General features: G+C 72.9%; 13 protein-coding genes. 5 read left to right on the forward strand and 8 right to left on the reverse strand.

Going from position 1 to position 15,428, the window contains the following annotated elements:
• Window positions 1–12: 12 nt before the first annotated feature.
• From R4Z62_RS15340 to R4Z62_RS15355, 4 genes are all read right to left on the reverse strand, one after another.
• A complete protein-coding gene (locus R4Z62_RS15340; RefSeq protein ID WP_107440652.1) occupies window positions 13–690 on the reverse strand; it encodes a response regulator in 678 nt (225 codons plus the stop codon).
• On the reverse strand, window positions 687–1,883 hold the full coding sequence (locus R4Z62_RS15345) for a sensor histidine kinase (protein ID WP_491520063.1): 1,197 nt from the start codon (window positions 1,881–1,883) through the stop codon (window positions 687–689). Before R4Z62_RS15345 ends, R4Z62_RS15340 begins: the two co-directional genes overlap by 4 nt.
• 424 nt (window positions 1,884–2,307) lie before the next feature.
• Entirely contained in the window at window positions 2,308–3,930 is a 1,623-nt protein-coding gene (locus tag R4Z62_RS15350; RefSeq protein WP_491520064.1) for a polyamine aminopropyltransferase, read from the reverse strand.
• Window positions 3,931–4,344: 414 nt separating this feature from the next.
• Window positions 4,345–4,872, reverse strand: coding sequence for a DUF2617 family protein (locus R4Z62_RS15355; protein ID WP_018569013.1), 528 nt, complete (start codon window positions 4,870–4,872; stop codon window positions 4,345–4,347).
• 826 nt (window positions 4,873–5,698) lie between these two features.
• Here R4Z62_RS15355 and R4Z62_RS15360 point away from each other — a divergent pair.
• Entirely contained in the window at window positions 5,699–6,889 is a 1,191-nt protein-coding gene (locus tag R4Z62_RS15360) for a pyridoxal phosphate-dependent aminotransferase (RefSeq protein ID WP_491520065.1), read from the forward strand.
• A gap of 166 nt (window positions 6,890–7,055) precedes the next feature.
• Here R4Z62_RS15360 and R4Z62_RS15365 read toward each other — a convergent pair whose 3' ends face one another.
• The gene (locus R4Z62_RS15365) at window positions 7,056–7,592 is read right to left on the reverse strand and encodes a YbjN domain-containing protein (protein ID WP_064534306.1); all 537 of its coding nucleotides are present in this window, start codon (window positions 7,590–7,592) and stop codon (window positions 7,056–7,058) included.
• A 138-nt stretch (window positions 7,593–7,730) separates the two neighbouring features.
• Here R4Z62_RS15365 and R4Z62_RS15370 point away from each other — a divergent pair, with 138 nt between their 5' ends.
• On the forward strand, window positions 7,731–8,303 hold the full coding sequence (locus R4Z62_RS15370; protein ID WP_491520066.1) for a hypothetical protein: 573 nt from the start codon (window positions 7,731–7,733) through the stop codon (window positions 8,301–8,303).
• 54 nt (window positions 8,304–8,357) lie between these two features.
• On the opposite strand, the gene clpB is transcribed toward R4Z62_RS15370, so the two are convergent.
• Window positions 8,358–10,955 (reverse strand): ATP-dependent chaperone ClpB, encoded by a 2,598-nt coding sequence (clpB, locus tag R4Z62_RS15375; RefSeq protein ID WP_064534305.1) that lies wholly within the window; start codon window positions 10,953–10,955, stop codon window positions 8,358–8,360.
• Window positions 10,956–11,070: 115 nt separating this feature from the next.
• On the opposite strand from clpB, the gene R4Z62_RS15380 reads away from it, so the two are divergent.
• Entirely contained in the window at window positions 11,071–11,490 is a 420-nt protein-coding gene (locus R4Z62_RS15380) for a pyridoxamine 5'-phosphate oxidase family protein (protein WP_491520067.1), read from the forward strand.
• A gap of 158 nt (window positions 11,491–11,648) precedes the next feature.
• Here R4Z62_RS15380 and R4Z62_RS15385 read toward each other — a convergent pair whose 3' ends face one another.
• Window positions 11,649–11,984 carry a Rieske (2Fe-2S) protein gene (locus R4Z62_RS15385; protein WP_026252727.1) on the reverse strand — a complete coding sequence of 112 codons (336 nt, stop codon included), beginning with the start codon at window positions 11,982–11,984 and terminating at the stop codon, window positions 11,649–11,651.
• A gap of 357 nt (window positions 11,985–12,341) precedes the next feature.
• Here R4Z62_RS15385 and R4Z62_RS15390 point away from each other — a divergent pair, with 357 nt between their 5' ends.
• Together R4Z62_RS15390 and R4Z62_RS15395 are read left to right on the forward strand one after the other, a co-directional pair.
• On the forward strand, window positions 12,342–13,286 hold the full coding sequence (locus R4Z62_RS15390; RefSeq protein WP_018569024.1) for a helix-turn-helix domain-containing protein: 945 nt from the start codon (window positions 12,342–12,344) through the stop codon (window positions 13,284–13,286).
• 20 nt (window positions 13,287–13,306) lie between these two features.
• Window positions 13,307–14,308: a helix-turn-helix transcriptional regulator gene (locus R4Z62_RS15395; protein WP_491520068.1), complete on the forward strand. Its 1,002-nt coding sequence runs from the start codon at window positions 13,307–13,309 to the stop codon at window positions 14,306–14,308.
• On the opposite strand, the gene R4Z62_RS15400 is transcribed toward R4Z62_RS15395, so the two are convergent.
• Window positions 14,262–15,314 (reverse strand): helix-turn-helix transcriptional regulator, encoded by a 1,053-nt coding sequence (locus R4Z62_RS15400; RefSeq protein WP_018569026.1) that lies wholly within the window; start codon window positions 15,312–15,314, stop codon window positions 14,262–14,264. The two genes, R4Z62_RS15395 and R4Z62_RS15400, sit on opposite strands and share 47 nt — an antisense overlap.
• Between the last annotated feature and the right edge of the window lie 114 nt (window positions 15,315–15,428).

Consider the following 15,428-nt stretch of genomic DNA (forward strand, 5'->3'; position numbering starts at 1 on the left):
ACCCTCCGACGGTCAGGTCTCGCTCCCCGGCCGCACCAGCCCCGTCTCGTAGGCGAGCACCACCGCCTGGGCGCGGCTGGCGAGGCCGAGCTTGGTCATCGTGCGGTTGAGGTGCGTCTTGACCGTGGCCTCGCTGATGAAGAGGCGGTCGGCGGCCTCGGTGTTGGTCAGGCCGCGGGCGACCAGGCGCAGCACCTCGACCTCCCGGGAGGTCAGCGCGCCCAGCCGGGACGGCGGGTCGGCCGGCTCGGCCGGGGTGTCAGGGCGCTGGGTGAACGCCTCCACCAGGCGCCGGGTGACGCCGGGCGCGAAGAGCGAGTCGCCGCCGTGCACGGCGGTCACCGCGGCCAGCAGCCGTTCGGGCCCCGCGTCCTTCAGCAGGAAGCCCGACGCGCCGGCCCGCAGGGCGTCGTACACGTACTCGTCGAGGTCGAAGGTGGTGAGGATCAGGATGCGCGGTGCCGGGCCCTGCGCCTCGGCGAGGATCCTGCGGGTCGCCTCGATGCCCGTCGTGCCGGGCATGCGGATGTCCATGAGGATCACGTCCGGGCGGATCCGCGCGGCCAGCGCCACGGCCTCGGCGCCGTCCGCCGCCTCCCCGGCGACCTCCATCCCGGGGGCGGCGCGCAACAGCGCGGCCAGTCCGCTGCGGACGAGGAACTGGTCGTCCACCACCAGCACTTGGATCATTCCGTGACGGCGCCTCCCCGGCGTGCGGCCTGTTCCGGCGGTGGTGTCGGAAGGGTCAGGTGCACGCCGAATCCCCCCTCGCGCCGCGGTCCGACGGCGATCGTCCCGTCGTAGAGCTTGGCGCGCTCGCGCATACCGATCAAGCCATGGCCGCCGGTCCCGGCCGTTCTGGCTCGATTTCCTCCGTCATCGGTCACCGAGACCGCCAACTCGTCGGTTCGGTAGACGAGTTCGACGTCCGCGCGGGCGCCCGGGGCGTGCTTCAGCACGTTCGTCAGGGCCTCCTGGACCACCCGGTAGACGCACAGCTGCACGCCCGGGGGCAACGGCCGGGGGGTGCCCCGGATCCGTACCCCGACGTGCACGCCCCCGGCCCGGACCCGTTCCACCAGCTCCTCCAGCCGGTCGAGGCCGGGGGCGGGCTCGGTGGCGGGGCCGCCTTCCCGGAGGCCGCAGGCTCCGCCGGTCCCGCCGACGCCTTCAGCTCCTTCGGCGCGCAGCAGCCCCAGCATCCGTCTCAGCTCGGCCAGAGCCTCGCCGCCCGCCGCGCCGATGGTGCTGAGTGCCTGGCGGGCGGTGCGGGTGTCGGTGTCGAGGACGAACCGGGCGAGGCCCGCCTGAATGGTGATCACGGCCATGTGGTGGGCGATCACGTCGTGCAGTTCGCGCGCGATCCGCACCCGCTCCCCGGCGACCTCGCGCCGGGCCCGCTCGACCTGTTCGGCCCGCAGCCGCACGGTCAGCTCGGCGGACCGGCGGGCGACCTGGCCGAACCGCCACAGGACGAGCGGATAGCCGACGGCCTGGCCGACGACGGACGCCATGGTGTCGGAGTGGCTGACCACTCCGGCGTAGACCCAGGTCCCGCCCAGCAGCACCGCGCAGACGGCGGCGGTCCGGGCGGGGCGGGTGGCGGCCACCGTGTAGAGGGCGACCATGGCGGCGGGCGTGTCCACCACCGGCCAGTGGCCGAGCGCCACATACGCGATCCAGCACAGATGAACGAAGAGGAAAACGCCGAGCGGGGCCCGGCCGCGTAGGGCGAGCGACAGATTGGCCAGGGCGACGAGGGCCCAGGCGGCGGGGTCGAACGGCGGCCACCCCTGGGCGGCGGCCTCGGTACCGAGCAGGCCCGCCACGGCCGTCGCCACCAGGGCCGTCAGGCCGTCGACCGCGCGGGGGTGGATCCGCATCGCCGGAGCGTAGACCCCGTGCACGGGCCGCGGCGTCACCCCTGCGCCGTACCGCGGAAGGTGGAGGCGGACGGCGGGAGTACCGCACAGGTTGACGGCGCCTCCACCCCTGGCGGGATGCGGGGGCCCGTGGCGGCCCGTAGGTTCGTGCGGCGACGGCGTCACGCGGGACGTACGGGGGACGTACGGGACGTACCGGGGACGTACGCGGGACCGCGGGGTGCCGTCCGACGGGGGAGGCGCTTGGGGGTACGGCGGCCCGTCCCGCTCCCGGGGGGAGAGGGGGACGGCCCGCCACGCCCCCCGGCCCGCTCCCCTCTCTCCTCCCGGGTCTCTCCCCGGGTCTCCTTTTGGGCCCCACGGCCTCCACAGCCCCCGCGCGCCGGCCCCCGCGCGTCGCCGCCCGTTCCGCAGGAACGTTGCCTCAGTCGGCGTACCGCGGGTGGACGAGTGTCGAGGGAGGCAGATCCGGGACCCGGGCATGGGCCGCGGCGCGGGCGTCGGCGGCCAGAGCGCCGGCGGTGAGGGTGCTCGCGCGCGGCGCCCCGGGGTCCAGGGTGAGGACGGGTGCGGTGCGCGAGGCCAGCAGGAAGCCCCAGTCGCGGGGTGCGCGGGCCGCGCCGGTGGTCCGGTCGGGACCCGCGGCGAAGCCGGAGTCGCGGCCGGTCACCCGGTAGGGCACGGTCCGCAGCCCGGCGGCGCGCACCGTGGCGTCCACCGTCCAGAAGACGCGCGGACGGGAGGAGAAGGGCCCGGCGTGCACCGCGAGCCGCCCGCCGGGCGCCAGGGTGCGCCGCGCCAGGCCGTAGAACTCCTGCGCGTACAGCTTGGTGCTCGCCGTGATGCCCGGATCGGGCAGGTCCTCGATCACGACGTCGTATGCCGCCGCCGGTGCCCCGCGCAGCCAGCCGAAGGCGTCGGCCGTGGTCACATGGAGGCGCCGGTCGCGGTAGACGTGGCCGTTCAGCCGGGCCAGCGCCGGGTCGGTGCGGGCGAGGCGGACGACGGCCGGGTCCAGTTCCACGAGGTCCACCCGCTCGACGCCCCGGTGGCGCAGCACCTCGGCGGCGGCGAGGCCGTCGCCGCCGCCGAGGATCAGCACGCGCGCGTGCGGACCGCTCATCGCGGGGCGGACCAGCGCCTCGTGGTAGCGGCGCTGGTCCTGGCCGCCGACCCGCAGCCGCCCGTCGAGGAACAGGTCGAGCGGGCGGCCCCGGGTGCCGCCGGTGAGGACGATCTCCTGGACGTCGCTCTGCGCCGCCACGCGCACGTCGTCGCCGTACACCGCGTGCCGCGCCGCCTGTTCGAAGTCGTCGACCAGGACGGCGGCCGAGGCCAGCAGCCCGAGCACGGCGAGGTTGACGGCGAGCAGCAGCCAGCGGGCGCGGCGGCTCAGGTCGCGCCGGAACAGTCCGAGCACGAGGGCGCCCCCGGCCACGATGTTGACCGCGCCGGTGAGCAGCGCGCCGGTCAACTGGCCCAGCAGCGGCAGCAGCAGGAAGGGGAAGGCGAGGCCGCCGACGAGGGCGCCGACGTAGTCGGCGGCGAACAGGTCGGCGACGGCGCCGCCCGCGTCCTGGCGGCGGATCCGCTGGATCAGCTCCATCAGCAGCGGCACCTCGGCGCCGATCAGCAGCCCGATCGCCAGCGAGAAGGCGACCAGCAGGCAGCGCGGGCCGTTCGTCCACAGGCCGCCCCAGGCGCCGGTCCAGGCGAACACGGCGTAGAGCGCCATGGCGCTCAGGCCGCCGACGAGAGCGAGCGTCGCCTCGATCGCGCCGAAGGCGACGGCGGCGTGCCGGCGCAGCCGCTTCGCGGCGAGCGAGCCGATCCCCATGGCGAACACCATGAGGGACAGCACGACGGACGCCTGGGTGACCGAGTCGCCGATCAAGTACGAGGCGAGGGCGACCAGTTCGAGTTCGTACACCAGGCCGCAGGCGGCGCAGACGAAGACGCCCGCGAGGACGAGGAACCGCCCGGTGCCGGGCCGCACGGGCAGCCACACGGGATCGGCGCAGTTCCTGGAAGGTGCCGGACGGGACACCTTCGGACCGGACGCCTTGGGACCGGACGCCTTGGGACCGGATGCCTCGGCGCCGGACACCTTCGGACCGGATGCCTTGACGGCGGACGCCTTCGCGCCGGACGCCGTGGCGCCTGGCGGCTTCGGGCGGGGCGAGTCCGAACGGGACGGGTCCGAACGGGACGAGTCAGGACGGGACGGGTCAGGACGGCGGCCCGGAGCCGCGCGGGTCGGAGCCGAGGAGGCCGAAGAGGGCAGAGCCGAGGAGGGCAGAGCCGAGGGAGGCAGGGCTGAGGGGGGCGGGGCCGGACCGGGCGGTGCCGGGGCGTGCGGTTCGATCACAGCTGTGACGTTACGTCACAGATCCATCACATACCGTCACCCATACGTGTGGAAAGCGGAGTTGTGGCTGCCCCCCGCGTTTGACGGACCCCCTCACCTGACCGGAACCGGTGCCCGGCGGCGGGCGCCGACCCGGGTGCGGGTCGCCACCAACTGGCCGTCCTGCGGATAGGCGTGCCAGGTGCGCCAGTGGACCTGGCCGCCCTGGCGCTGCGCCAGCATCGCGGTGAACGCGTGCGGGCTGCCCGGGAAGACGCCGGCCAGTCCGTGCGGATGGTCGGAGACGAGGGCTAGCAACTCCTGGGCGCGGCCCGCGAACGAGCCGGGCGTGAGTTCCTCGACGCGCGCCGCGAACTCGTACTCCCAGTCGCCCACGCGTTTGGCCACGCCGAGCGGAAGGGGCGTGCTGGAGCCCGCGATGCACGCGACCGTCTCCGAACACGCGCCCCGCTCCTCCTCCAGGAGGACCTGGTGGGAGGCGCCGAGAAGTCTCAACTGGAGTTTCGCCTCGGCCATTTCGAGGTCGAGCACGGCCAGGGCGGGCAGTGGTTCGCGCCCCAGGGCCCAGGCGAGGTCGGCGGCGCTCGTATCGGTGTAGGAGGTGTTCAGGGTCGTGAGCATGGATCGGCTCCGCTAGCACGCAGAAGAAAGAAGGCTTGGGGCCCGGCGCACCCCGGTCGACACGAGGAGGTCGGCCCGGCCACCCCGGTTCGGAACCAGTTCGGAAACCGGTCCAGAAACCAGTTCGGAAGAGGTGTGAGCAGGATGTCCTGGGGGCTGCGTCGGCGAGTAGAGCGAACCATGAACGGCGGTGCCGCCACAGCCTTTTTACCCAACTTCGGAGGGTTTCCATCCCTCAGAGGGCCTACCTGCTCAACTGTTCAACCACGGCGTACGCCTCGGCGCGCACAGGGCGCGCGCCGAGGCGCGGTCCTTCTCCCGTTCCGGCGGCGCGCGTCAGCCGCCCCCGCACCCGCCACCGCAGGACGAACCCCCGCCGCACGAGGACCCGCCGCCGCACGAGGAGTGGCCCCCGCAGGAGTGGTGGCCACCCGAGTGACCGCCCGAGTGATGGCCGCCCGAGTGGTGCCCGGAGGACGAGTCCCCGCCGGAGCCGCCGTCCGAGGACGCCCACCACCCCGCTCCCCCGGCGCCGCCCCCGCTCACCCCGCGCCGTACGCGCCGCCCCTTGGACAGCGCGACCCTCCGCCCGCGCCCGCGGCCCCGGCGCACGGCCCCGACCAGGACCGCGCCGAACACCGCCGCGACCAGTACCAGAATCACCGCACCCCCCATGGGCTCCACGCTCCCTTCCGATCCCGCGGGCGGCGCCCGCGGTCCCCCGAAACGGCCCCCCGTGGGCGTTCCGCTCCCTGCGTGCCCGGGAGATGCCCGGCCACCGCCCGGCCCAAAGCACACTTGAGGAAGTCCAGAGCTTGGGCGCAGGATGGCCGGCATGACCTCCAGCGCACGCCCCCTGCTCAACCGCCGGCTCGCCGAGTTCGGGACGACCGTCTTCGCCGAGATGTCCGCCCTGGCCGCCGCGACCGGCTCCATCAACCTGGGGCAGGGGTTCCCCGACACCGACGGCCCCGAGGAGATCCGCGAGGCCGCCGTGCGGGCGCTGCGCGACGGCCGCGGCAACCAGTACCCGCCCGGCCCCGGCGTCCCGGAGCTGCGCACCGCCGTCGCCGCCCACCAGCTGCGCCGCTACGGCCTCTCCTACGACCCGGACACCGAGGTGCTGGTCACGGCGGGCGCCACCGAGGCCATCGCGGCGGCGCTGCTGGGGCTGCTGGAGCCCGGTGACGAGGTGGTCGCCCTGGAGCCGTACTACGACTCCTACGCGGCCTGCATCGCCATGGCGGGCGGGCGCCGCGTGCCGGTGACGCTGCGCCCGCACGACGGCGCGTTCCGGCTGGACCTCGACGAACTGCGCGCCGCGGTCACCGACCGCACCCGGCTGCTGCTGATCAACACCCCGCACAACCCCACCGGCACGGTCCTCACCCGCGAGGAGCTGACGGCCGTCGCCGAACTCGCCGTGGAACGCGATCTGCTCGTGATCACCGACGAGGTGTACGAACACCTGGTCTACGACGACGCCGTCCACATCCCGCTCGCCACCCTCCCCGGCATGCGCGAGCGCACGGTCACGATCGGATCAGCCGGAAAGACGTTTTCGTTCACCGGCTGGAAGGTCGGCTGGATCACCGCGGCGCCCGGCCTGGTCACGGCGGTGCGCTCGGCCAAGCAGTTCCTGACGTACGTGGCCTCGGGCCCCTTCCAGTACGCGATCGCCGAGGCGCTGGCCCTGCCCGAGTCGTTCTTCACCGGCTTCCGCGCCGAGATGCTGGCCCGCCGGGACGTCCTGACGGCCGGGCTCACCAAGGCGGGCTTCACGGTGTTCCGGCCCGCGGGCACCTACTTCGTCACCACCGACATCCGTCCGCTCGGCGAGAGCGACGGCTTCGCCTTCTGCCGCGCCCTGCCGGAGCGCGCCGGCGTGGTCGCCATCCCGAACGCCGTCTTCTACGACCACCGCGACGAGGGCGCACCCTTCGTCCGCTTCGCCTTCTGCAAGCAGGTCCCGGTCCTCCAGGAGGCCGCGGAAAGGCTCAGGAAGCTCGCGGGCTGAGCCCCTTCCCGCCGGCCCCGCGCGGACGCGGGTTCTCCACAGCCTGTGGACGAGCGGTGCGCGGACCCGGTCCCCGCCGCACACGGCGAGAGCCCGGCCCCGGCGCGTCCGTCGGTGACGGTCCGCGCCCCGGCCGGGCTCTCGTTCGCCGAAGGAGAGGCGGTGGTCACGCCTCTCCGTCGCCCTCCTCGGGCTGGGCGGCCTCGCCGGACTCGCCCTCAAGGCCGAGCTGCTCGATGAGCCAGCGGTCGAACTCCAGCGCGGCCCGCACCCAGCTGACCGTCGAGGAGACGAAGTGCTCGATGCTGACGCCCATGCCGATCAGCATCTGCGCCTCGCCGATGAGGCGGACGGTGCCGTCGTCGTGGGTGTGGGTGTAGACCTTGGGCCACAGGGTGCGCCGGTTCCAGTCGTCGATGGACTCCAGGAGCTGCGGCTTCTCGTCGATCTTGTGCGGCCGGTCGTAGAACGTCCGCACCGAGAAGACCTGCTGGTCGTCCTCGCCGCGGAACATGAAGTACGTGCGGAACTGCTCCCACGGCGCGACGAGGTCACCCTCTTCGTCGACGAGGTGCTTCAGTTCCATCTGGTCCAGGAGCTGCTTCACGAGATCCTGATCCGGGACGACGGGGCCCGCCGGTCCTTGGGGCTGCGGCTCGGGCTGGCCCCCGAAGTTCGGAATCGAGGACGGGTCGATGCTCACCGTGTTTTTCCCTTCGTACGGATCCTGCCATCCTCCCCCATGCGGGGAGGGGGGTGGCAAGCCCCGGCGGGGCCTGTCAGCCGTGGGCTGACATGATCCGGCCCACGGGGTGACACCGTACGGGGAACGGGGGACGGCATGGCACGCGGACCCGGCGCGGCGGCGGGACGGAACGGAACGCGCGGGCGCCTGTGGTGGCCGGTCGCGGCGGTCCTCGCGGTGCCGATCGTGATGGCCCTGGCGGCCCTGGGTGTTCTCGTCGCGGCAGCGGCGGGCGAGGCGCGGGACGAGCCCGGCGACCCCCGGCAGGCGGACTGCGCCGAGGCGCTCGCCTTCGGCGGCGCGAGGCTCCCGGCCGGCGCCCACGACGCCCGGTGCACCGTACGGACCTGGCTGGACACCGAGTACGAGGCCGTGTTCCGGATGCCGCGCCGCGACGTACGCGGCTGGCTGCGCGCCACCTACCCGGACGCGCCGGAGTCCGGGACGGCGTCCTGCGTCCCGGACTCCACGGACTCCACGGACTCCGCGGACTCCGCGGGCCCCGCTGACCTCTGCCTCGACCTGGACCTCACCGAGGGCGACGGGAACCACGCCGGGCGGGTCCCCGGCAGCGCCGCTCCCGGTTTCGGCGCCGCCGCCGTCCAGGTGGAGGTGGTGTACGAGGGCCCGGACCGGGCTCTCGTCACCTTCACGGCGTTCACCGTCTGAGCGGGATCCGCGCACCCTCCGAGCAGGCTCGGCGGCCGGATCCCGCGCCGGTGCCTACAGCGTCTTGCCCGTCGCCGGTCCCACCAGCAGCCCCTCACCGAACCGGTCCACCCGGACCGTGTCGCCGTCCTTGATCTCGCCGGACAGGATCTCCCGGGCCAGCCGGTCGCCGATGGCGGTCTGCACCAGGCGGCGCAGCGGCCGGGCACCGTAGGCCGGGTCCATGCCCTCGTCGGCGAGCCAGGTCAGGGCCTCGGGCGTGACGTCGAGCGTCAGGCGCCGCTCCGCCAGCCGCTTGGCCAGCCGGTCGATGGCCAGCTTCGCGATCCGGCTCAGCTCCTCCTTGGTCAGCGCGGAGAAGACCACGAGGTCGTCCAGGCGGTTGAGGAACTCCGGCTTGAAGGAGGTCCGGACCACCTCCAGGACCTGTTCCTTCTTCTCCGCCTCGCTGGTGACCGGGTCGACCAGGAACTGGCTGCCCAGGTTGGAGGTCAGCACCAGGATGACGTTGCGGAAGTCGACCGTGCGGCCCTGGCCGTCGGTGAGCCGCCCGTCGTCGAGCACCTGGAGCAGGATGTCGAAGACCTCCGGGTGCGCCTTCTCCACCTCGTCCAGCAGGACCACGCTGTACGGGCGGCGCCGTACCGCCTCGGTGAGCTGGCCGCCCTCCTCGTACCCCACGTATCCGGGCGGGGCGCCGACCAGCCGGGCCACGCTGTGCTTCTCGCTGTACTCCGACATGTCGATGCGGACCATGGCCCGCTCGTCGTCGAAGAGGAAGTCCGCCAGCGCCTTGGCCAGCTCGGTCTTGCCGACGCCGGTGGGGCCGAGGAAGAGGAACGAGCCGGTGGGCCGGTCCGGGTCCGCGATGCCCGCGCGGCTGCGCCGCACCGCGTCGGAGACGGCGCGCACGGCCTCGCCCTGACCGATCAGCCGCCTGCCGATCTCGTCCTCCATGCGCAGCAGCTTCTGGGTCTCGCCCTCCAGCAGCCGGCCGGCCGGGATACCGGTCCAGGAGGCGACCACGTCGGCGATGTCGTCGGGGCCGACCTCCTCCTTGACCATGGTGTCCTTGGCGGCCTCCTCCTCGGCGCGCGAGGCGGCCTCCAGTTCCTTCTCCAGCTCCGGGATCTCGGCGTACAGCAGCTTGGAGGCGGTGTCGAAGTCGCCGTCGCGCTGGGCGCGCTCGGCCTGCCCGCGCAGGTCGTCCAGCTTCTCCTTCAGCTCACCGACCCGGTTGAGGGACTGCTTCTCCTTCTCCCAGCGGGCGGTCAGGCCGCGCAGCTCCTCCTCCTTGTCGGCGAGGTCGCGGCGCAGCTTCTCCAGCCGCTCGCGGGAGGCCGCGTCGGTCTCCTTGTCGAGCGCCAGCTCCTCCATCCGCAGCCGGTCGACGGCGCGCTGGAGCTCGTCGATCTCGACCGGCGAGGAGTCGATCTCCATACGGAGCCGGGAGGCGGCCTCGTCGACCAGGTCGATGGCCTTGTCGGGCAGGAAGCGGGAGGTGATGTACCGGTCGGACAGGGTCGCGGCGGCCACCAGCGCGGAGTCGTTGATCTGCACCTTGTGGTGGGCCTCGTAGCGGCCCTTGAGCCCGCGCAGGATGGCGATGGAGTCCTCGACGCTGGGCTCGGCGACCAGCACCTGCTGGAAGCGGCGCTCCAGGGCCGGGTCCTTCTCGATCCGCTCGCGGTACTCGTCGAGCGTGGTCGCGCCGACCATGCGCAGCTCGCCGCGGGCCAGCATCGGCTTGAGCATGTTGCCCGCGTCCATCGCGGAGTCGCCGCCGGCGCCCGCGCCGACGACGGTGTGCAGCTCGTCGATGAAGGTGATGATCTGGCCGTCGGAGTCCTTGATCTCGGCCAGGACCGTCTTCAGCCGCTCCTCGAACTCGCCGCGGTACTTCGCGCCCGCGACCATCGCCCCGAGGTCCAGGGAGACCAGCCGCTTGTCCTTCAGGGACTCGGGCACGTCACCCTTGACGATCCGCTGGGCGAGCCCCTCCACGACGGCGGTCTTGCCGACGCCGGGCTCACCGATGAGGACCGGGTTGTTCTTCGTACGCCGTGACAGCACCTGGACGACCCGGCGGATCTCCTGGTCCCGGCCGATGACCGGGTCCAGCTTGCCCTCGCGGGCCGCCGCCGTGAAGTCGGTGCCGAACTTCTCCAGGGCCTTGTACTGGCCCTCGGGGTCGGGTGTGGTCACCCGGCGCCCTCCCCTCGCCTTCTGGAACGCCTCTTGCAGTTTCTTCGCGCTCGCGCCCTGCCCGGTGAGCACCTCGCCGGCCGCGCCGCCCTTCGCGGCGATGCCGAGCAGCAGGTGCTCGGTGGACAGGTAGTCGTCGCCCAGGTCCCGCGCCCGGTTCTGCGCGTCCGCGATCACGGCCAGCAGCTCGCGGTTCGGCTGCGGCGGCGCGACGGTGGACCCGGTCACACTGGGCAGCGACGCGAGCACCCGCTCGGCGCCCGCGCGGACCGACGCCTGGTCGGCGTCGACGGCCGACAACAGGTCGATGATGTTCTCGTTGTCCTTGCCCTCCAGCAGCGCGAGCAGCAGGTGGGCAGGGGTCAGATCCGGGTTCCCCCCGGTCACGGCCCGGTTCCCGGCCGCCTGAATGGCGTCCCGGCTCCTGTTGGTCAGCTCGGCGTCCACGGTCGCTTCTCTCCTCCTCGGCGTCAGCGGTCTGCCACGTCTCCCAGTACTGACTCAATCAACGTGCACAAAGTTGAGTCTATTCCACTCAAGGCCGGGCGCCTACATTTTTGCCATGGCCACCACGACGTACGCCCTCGACCCGGGGGTTCCCGACGCGCCGTACCTCAGCTTCTGGCGCGAGCGGCATGTGTGCACCCTGACCACCCTGCGCCCGGACGGGACCCCGCACGTCGTGCCGGTCGGCGTGACATACGACCCCGAGGCGCGGCTGGCACGGGTGATCACCAGCAGCACCAGCACCAAGGCGCGCAATGTGCTGGCGGCCGGCGAGGAGGGGGCGGTGGCGGCGGTGTGCCAGGTGGACGGCAGGCGATGGGCCACGCTGGAGGGGCGGGCCCGCGTCCGGACGGAGCCGGAGCGGGTCGCGGAGGCGGAGCGCCGCTACACGGAGCGCTACCGGCGGGCGCCGCGGCCGAACCCGCAGCGCGTGGTGATCGAGATCGAACTGACCCGGGCGCTGGGCCGCGGCTGAGCCCGCGCGCCCCGAGCGGCTGTTTCCGGCCAGAGCATCAAGGCGGCGGTATCCGGAGGAATCGTCCCGAAACTGCAGCGGCGTCACCGTGTTCAGGTCACGGTGACGCCGCTGCGGGGGGAAGCGCCTGAGCGATCTGTTACGACGGGGGAATCGCGTCAGGCACTGCGGGGGGTGGCTGAGATGGTCCTGATGTCGGCGGGCTCCGGCGCCACCTGCCGGTGATCCCGCTGGTCCAGATTCACGAAGATCATTCCGTAGCGGATGGCACACCGTACGGGCTGCGGCGCCCCCCGAGGACGCCGCAGGCACCGGTAGGCCCGTACGTCCCCGTCCTCGTCCCGCGTGACGACGACCGGTTCTCCGAAGACGGTCACCATCAGCGAGTCACCGCTGTGGGGGATGGCGGTGACCAGGTCGATGAAGTGCCAGCCGGAGCGGTAGGCGGTGGCCATTTCACGGCGGAAGGAACGGTCGTCGGGTGGTGTGGTCACATCAACTCCCGGCTCCATCTGCAGCAGCGGCGCGCTCACCGGTGGTGGCGGAGTTCACCGCCACCGACGGCCAGGTGCTGTTCGCCTGAACATCACTCTTCGCACTGTGGATGCCACTCAGCGCGCCGAGGGCCACAACGGCGGAGAAGGCGGCGACAAGCACCGAGCGAAGCAGTCTGTTACCCATAATCGGCTTCGTCCTCACTTGAAGGTCCCCTTTTCCCCCGTCACGTACGACGATGGCTCATTCGGGCACGTCATGGCCACACAATCGGTGCATCATGTTCCTGCATGTTCAGGACCCTGGGGGGTGGAGATTTGACAACGAATCACATAAATCCGACACATCCCCATGCGATGAACGAGCTGTGCGGGGACGGCAGCCGCCTCTACGCGGCCGCTCTGCGCGCGGGACGTATCACCCGAACGGACGCGGAACCGGCTCCCTGTCTGATGGAGTTCGCCCTGCTCCATCCCGATCCGGACGACCCCGACTGGCTGCGTCCGGTACCCCCGGCGCTCGCCCTCGCCCAGCGGCTCAACCCCATCGAACGCGAGATCACCGAACGCCGCCGCGCGGCGAGCGACCTCGCAGACGCCTTTGAGCCGTTCATGGCGCTGAGCGCGCAGACCACCTCCGGCGGTGACTCGATCACGGTGCTGGAGGGCGGCGAGCGGATCAACACGGCGCTCAACCTGGCCACCGCCCAGTGCCGCACCGAGATGCTCACCGTCCAGCCCAGCGACCGCGTCTCGGAGCGCAGCGTGCTGCGCGGCCTGGAACGCGACCGCCCGCTGATCGAGCGCGGCGTCCGCATCCGCACCCTGTACCAGCACACCGCACGTTACAGCCAGGAGAAGCTGGCCTACGCCGCCCAGCTCGCCGACGGCAAGGTCGAGTACCGCTCGATCGACGAACTGGTGGAACGGCTGATCGTCTGCGACGAGTCGGTCGCGTTCATCCCCACCCGCGACGACCAGCAGGTCGCCCTGGAACTGCGCCACCCCGGCCTGGTCCGCTACCTGATCAAGGTCTTCGAGTTCATGTGGAGCCGCGCCGTCCCGCTCAGCGCCGGCACCCCCTACGAGACCGCCCCCGACGGCATCACCGAGATCCAGCACTCCATCGCCAAGCTCCTCGTCGAGGGCCATGTCGACGAGGCCATCGCCCGCAGGCTCGGCATGAACGTGCGCACCTGCCGGGCCCACATCGCCAAACTGGCCACCGCCCTGGGCAGCGGCAGCCGGGCCCAGCTCGGCTACCTGATCGCGCAGTCCGGGATCCTGGAGCAGGGACACTGAAAGAGACGGGAGGAAACCCAGTGAGCCCGGCACCGCACCCGGAGCACGGCGCCGCCGAGCTGTGCTCCGCGGGCACGACGCTGTACGAACGCGCCCTGCGGGACGGGCGGCTGCCCGCCGAGGCCGCGGACGAGGCCCCCTGCCTGGTCGACTTCGGCCTGCTGCACCCCGCGGTCGACGACCCCGGCCGGCTGGAGCCGGTCGCCCCGGCCACCGCGCTGCACCGGCTGCTGCGCGCCACCGCCGAACGCATCGCCGACGAACGCCGCCGGGAGGAGCGCCTCGCCGAGAGCTTCGCGCCCCTGATGCGCATCGACGACCGCCCCGCGCGCCCCGCCGACAGCGCCTCCATACGGCTGCTCAGCGGCACCGAGCGGATCAACCGGGCCATCACCGAGACGATGGCCGCCGCCTCCCGCGAGAGCCTGTGCGTCCAGCCGCCGGTGCGCCGCGTCAGCCACGAGCGCGCCGAGGCGGCCGAGGCCATCGCCATGGTCCGCGACCAGGACCTGCTCGACCGCGGCGGCCGCATCCGCACCCTCTACCAGCACACCCACCGCCACCTCCCGCTCGCCCACGCCCGCTACGAGCAGCTCGACGGCGACGTCGAGGCCCGCTCCCTGGACGAGGTCACCGACCGGCTCGTCGTCATCGACCGCACCGTCGCCTACGTCCCCGCCAACCCGGACGGCACCCTCGCCCTGGAGGTCCGCCACCCCGCGCTGGTCTCGTACTTCGTCACCACGTTCGAGCGGTTCTGGCGGCTGGCCACCCCGATGTACCCCACGGCCGTCCAGCAGCCCTCCCCGGGCGGCATCACCGCCCGCCAGCGGGCCATCGCGGGCCTGCTCGTCGAGGGCCACACCGACTCGGTGATCGCCGACCGGCTCGGCATGAACGTCCGCACCGCGCGCGTCCACATAGCCAAGCTCGCCGCCACCCTGGGCAGCGAGAGCCGGGCCCAGCTCGGCTATCTCATCGGGCGGTCGGGGATCCTGGACCCCGAGCCCCGGGAACCCTGACCACGGCCGCCCCCACCGCGCGCGGCGGCCCGTCCAGGCCCGCCTGGGCGATCCGCACGCCCAGCTGCGTACGGCTGGCCGCGCCCAGCGTCTCCGACAGCCGGGCGATGTGCGCCCGGCAGGTGCGCACGCTGATGCCCAGGCGCTCGGCGATGACCGCGTCCTGGTGCCCGTCGGCCAGCAGCGCCGCGATCGACTGCTCCCGGTGCGAGATGCCCTCGATCCCGGTGTCGGGCAGCGCGGCGGACAGCGGGATCGCCAGCCGCCACTGCCGCTCGAAGACCGTCACCAGGTACTCCACCAGCGCCGGGTGGCGCAGCTCCAGGGCCATGGTGTGATCGGCGTTGGCCGGGATGAAGGCCACCGTGCGGTCGAACAGGATCAGCCGGTCGATCACCTCGTCCAGGGTGCGCGCCTCGACCGCCTCGCCCATCAGCTCCATGTAGTTGAGCAGGCCCTGCCCGTGCCGGGCCACATGCGTGTACAGGTCGCGCATGCGCACCCCGCGGGCGCGCAGCGCCAGCGCCCGCGGCAGCCCCTCCGACAGCTCGTGCTCCCGGCGGATCCCGCCCGGCTGCACGGTCAGCACCTCGGTGGTGCACACCTGGGTCGCCTCGTCCATCGCCGCCTGGATCCGCGCCAGTCCGTCCAGGACCCGGATCGCGGCGCCCTCGGCGCCCGCGGCGGGCATCCGCACCGGGCCGCCGAGGCCCGCGTACCGCTCGAAGGCCGCGACCGCCGACCCGACCCGCCGGTGGCTCTCGCTGACCTCGTCGTACATCCCGCGCAGCAGCCGGGTCATGACCTCCTGCGGCGCGGTCGGCACCAGGAAGTCCATGTCGTCCGGATCCGGGTGCAGCAGGGCCAGTTCAAGCAGGCAGGGCACCGGATCGGCGTCGCCGCGCGGCACCCGGCCGCGCCGTACGGCCCGGGAATACACCCGATCCCCGGCCTCGCACAGTCGGTCGGCGCCGTGAGGATGCTGCTGCGCCCCGTGCCCGGCCATGGCTCATCACACCCCCGGTTTCCGCGTGGTTCCGCAGCGCAACTATGCGCGGCCGGGACCGCCTGTGCAACACGGGTCCGCTCCGGCCGGGCGGCGGAATACACCGTTACCACC

The organism is Streptomyces sp. PL-25, from assembly GCF_058344915.1.

Coding starts and splice junctions, on each gene's coding strand:
- R4Z62_RS15340 (WP_107440652.1), bottom strand. CDS start 690: ATGATCCAAGTGCTGGTGGTGGACGACCAGTTCCTCGTCCGCAGCGGA.
- R4Z62_RS15345 (WP_491520063.1), bottom strand. CDS start 1,883: ATGCGGATCCACCCCCGCGCGGTCGACGGCCTGACGGCCCTGGTGGCG.
- R4Z62_RS15355 (WP_018569013.1), bottom strand. CDS start 4,872: ATGCTCACGACCCTGAACACCTCCTACACCGATACGAGCGCCGCCGAC.
- R4Z62_RS15360 (WP_491520065.1), top strand. CDS start 5,699: ATGGCCGGCATGACCTCCAGCGCACGCCCCCTGCTCAACCGCCGGCTC.
- R4Z62_RS15370 (WP_491520066.1), top strand. CDS start 7,731: ATGGCACGCGGACCCGGCGCGGCGGCGGGACGGAACGGAACGCGCGGG.
- R4Z62_RS15380 (WP_491520067.1), top strand. CDS start 11,071: ATGGCCACCACGACGTACGCCCTCGACCCGGGGGTTCCCGACGCGCCG.
- R4Z62_RS15390 (WP_018569024.1), top strand. CDS start 12,342: ATGAACGAGCTGTGCGGGGACGGCAGCCGCCTCTACGCGGCCGCTCTG.
- R4Z62_RS15400 (WP_018569026.1), bottom strand. CDS start 15,314: ATGGCCGGGCACGGGGCGCAGCAGCATCCTCACGGCGCCGACCGACTG.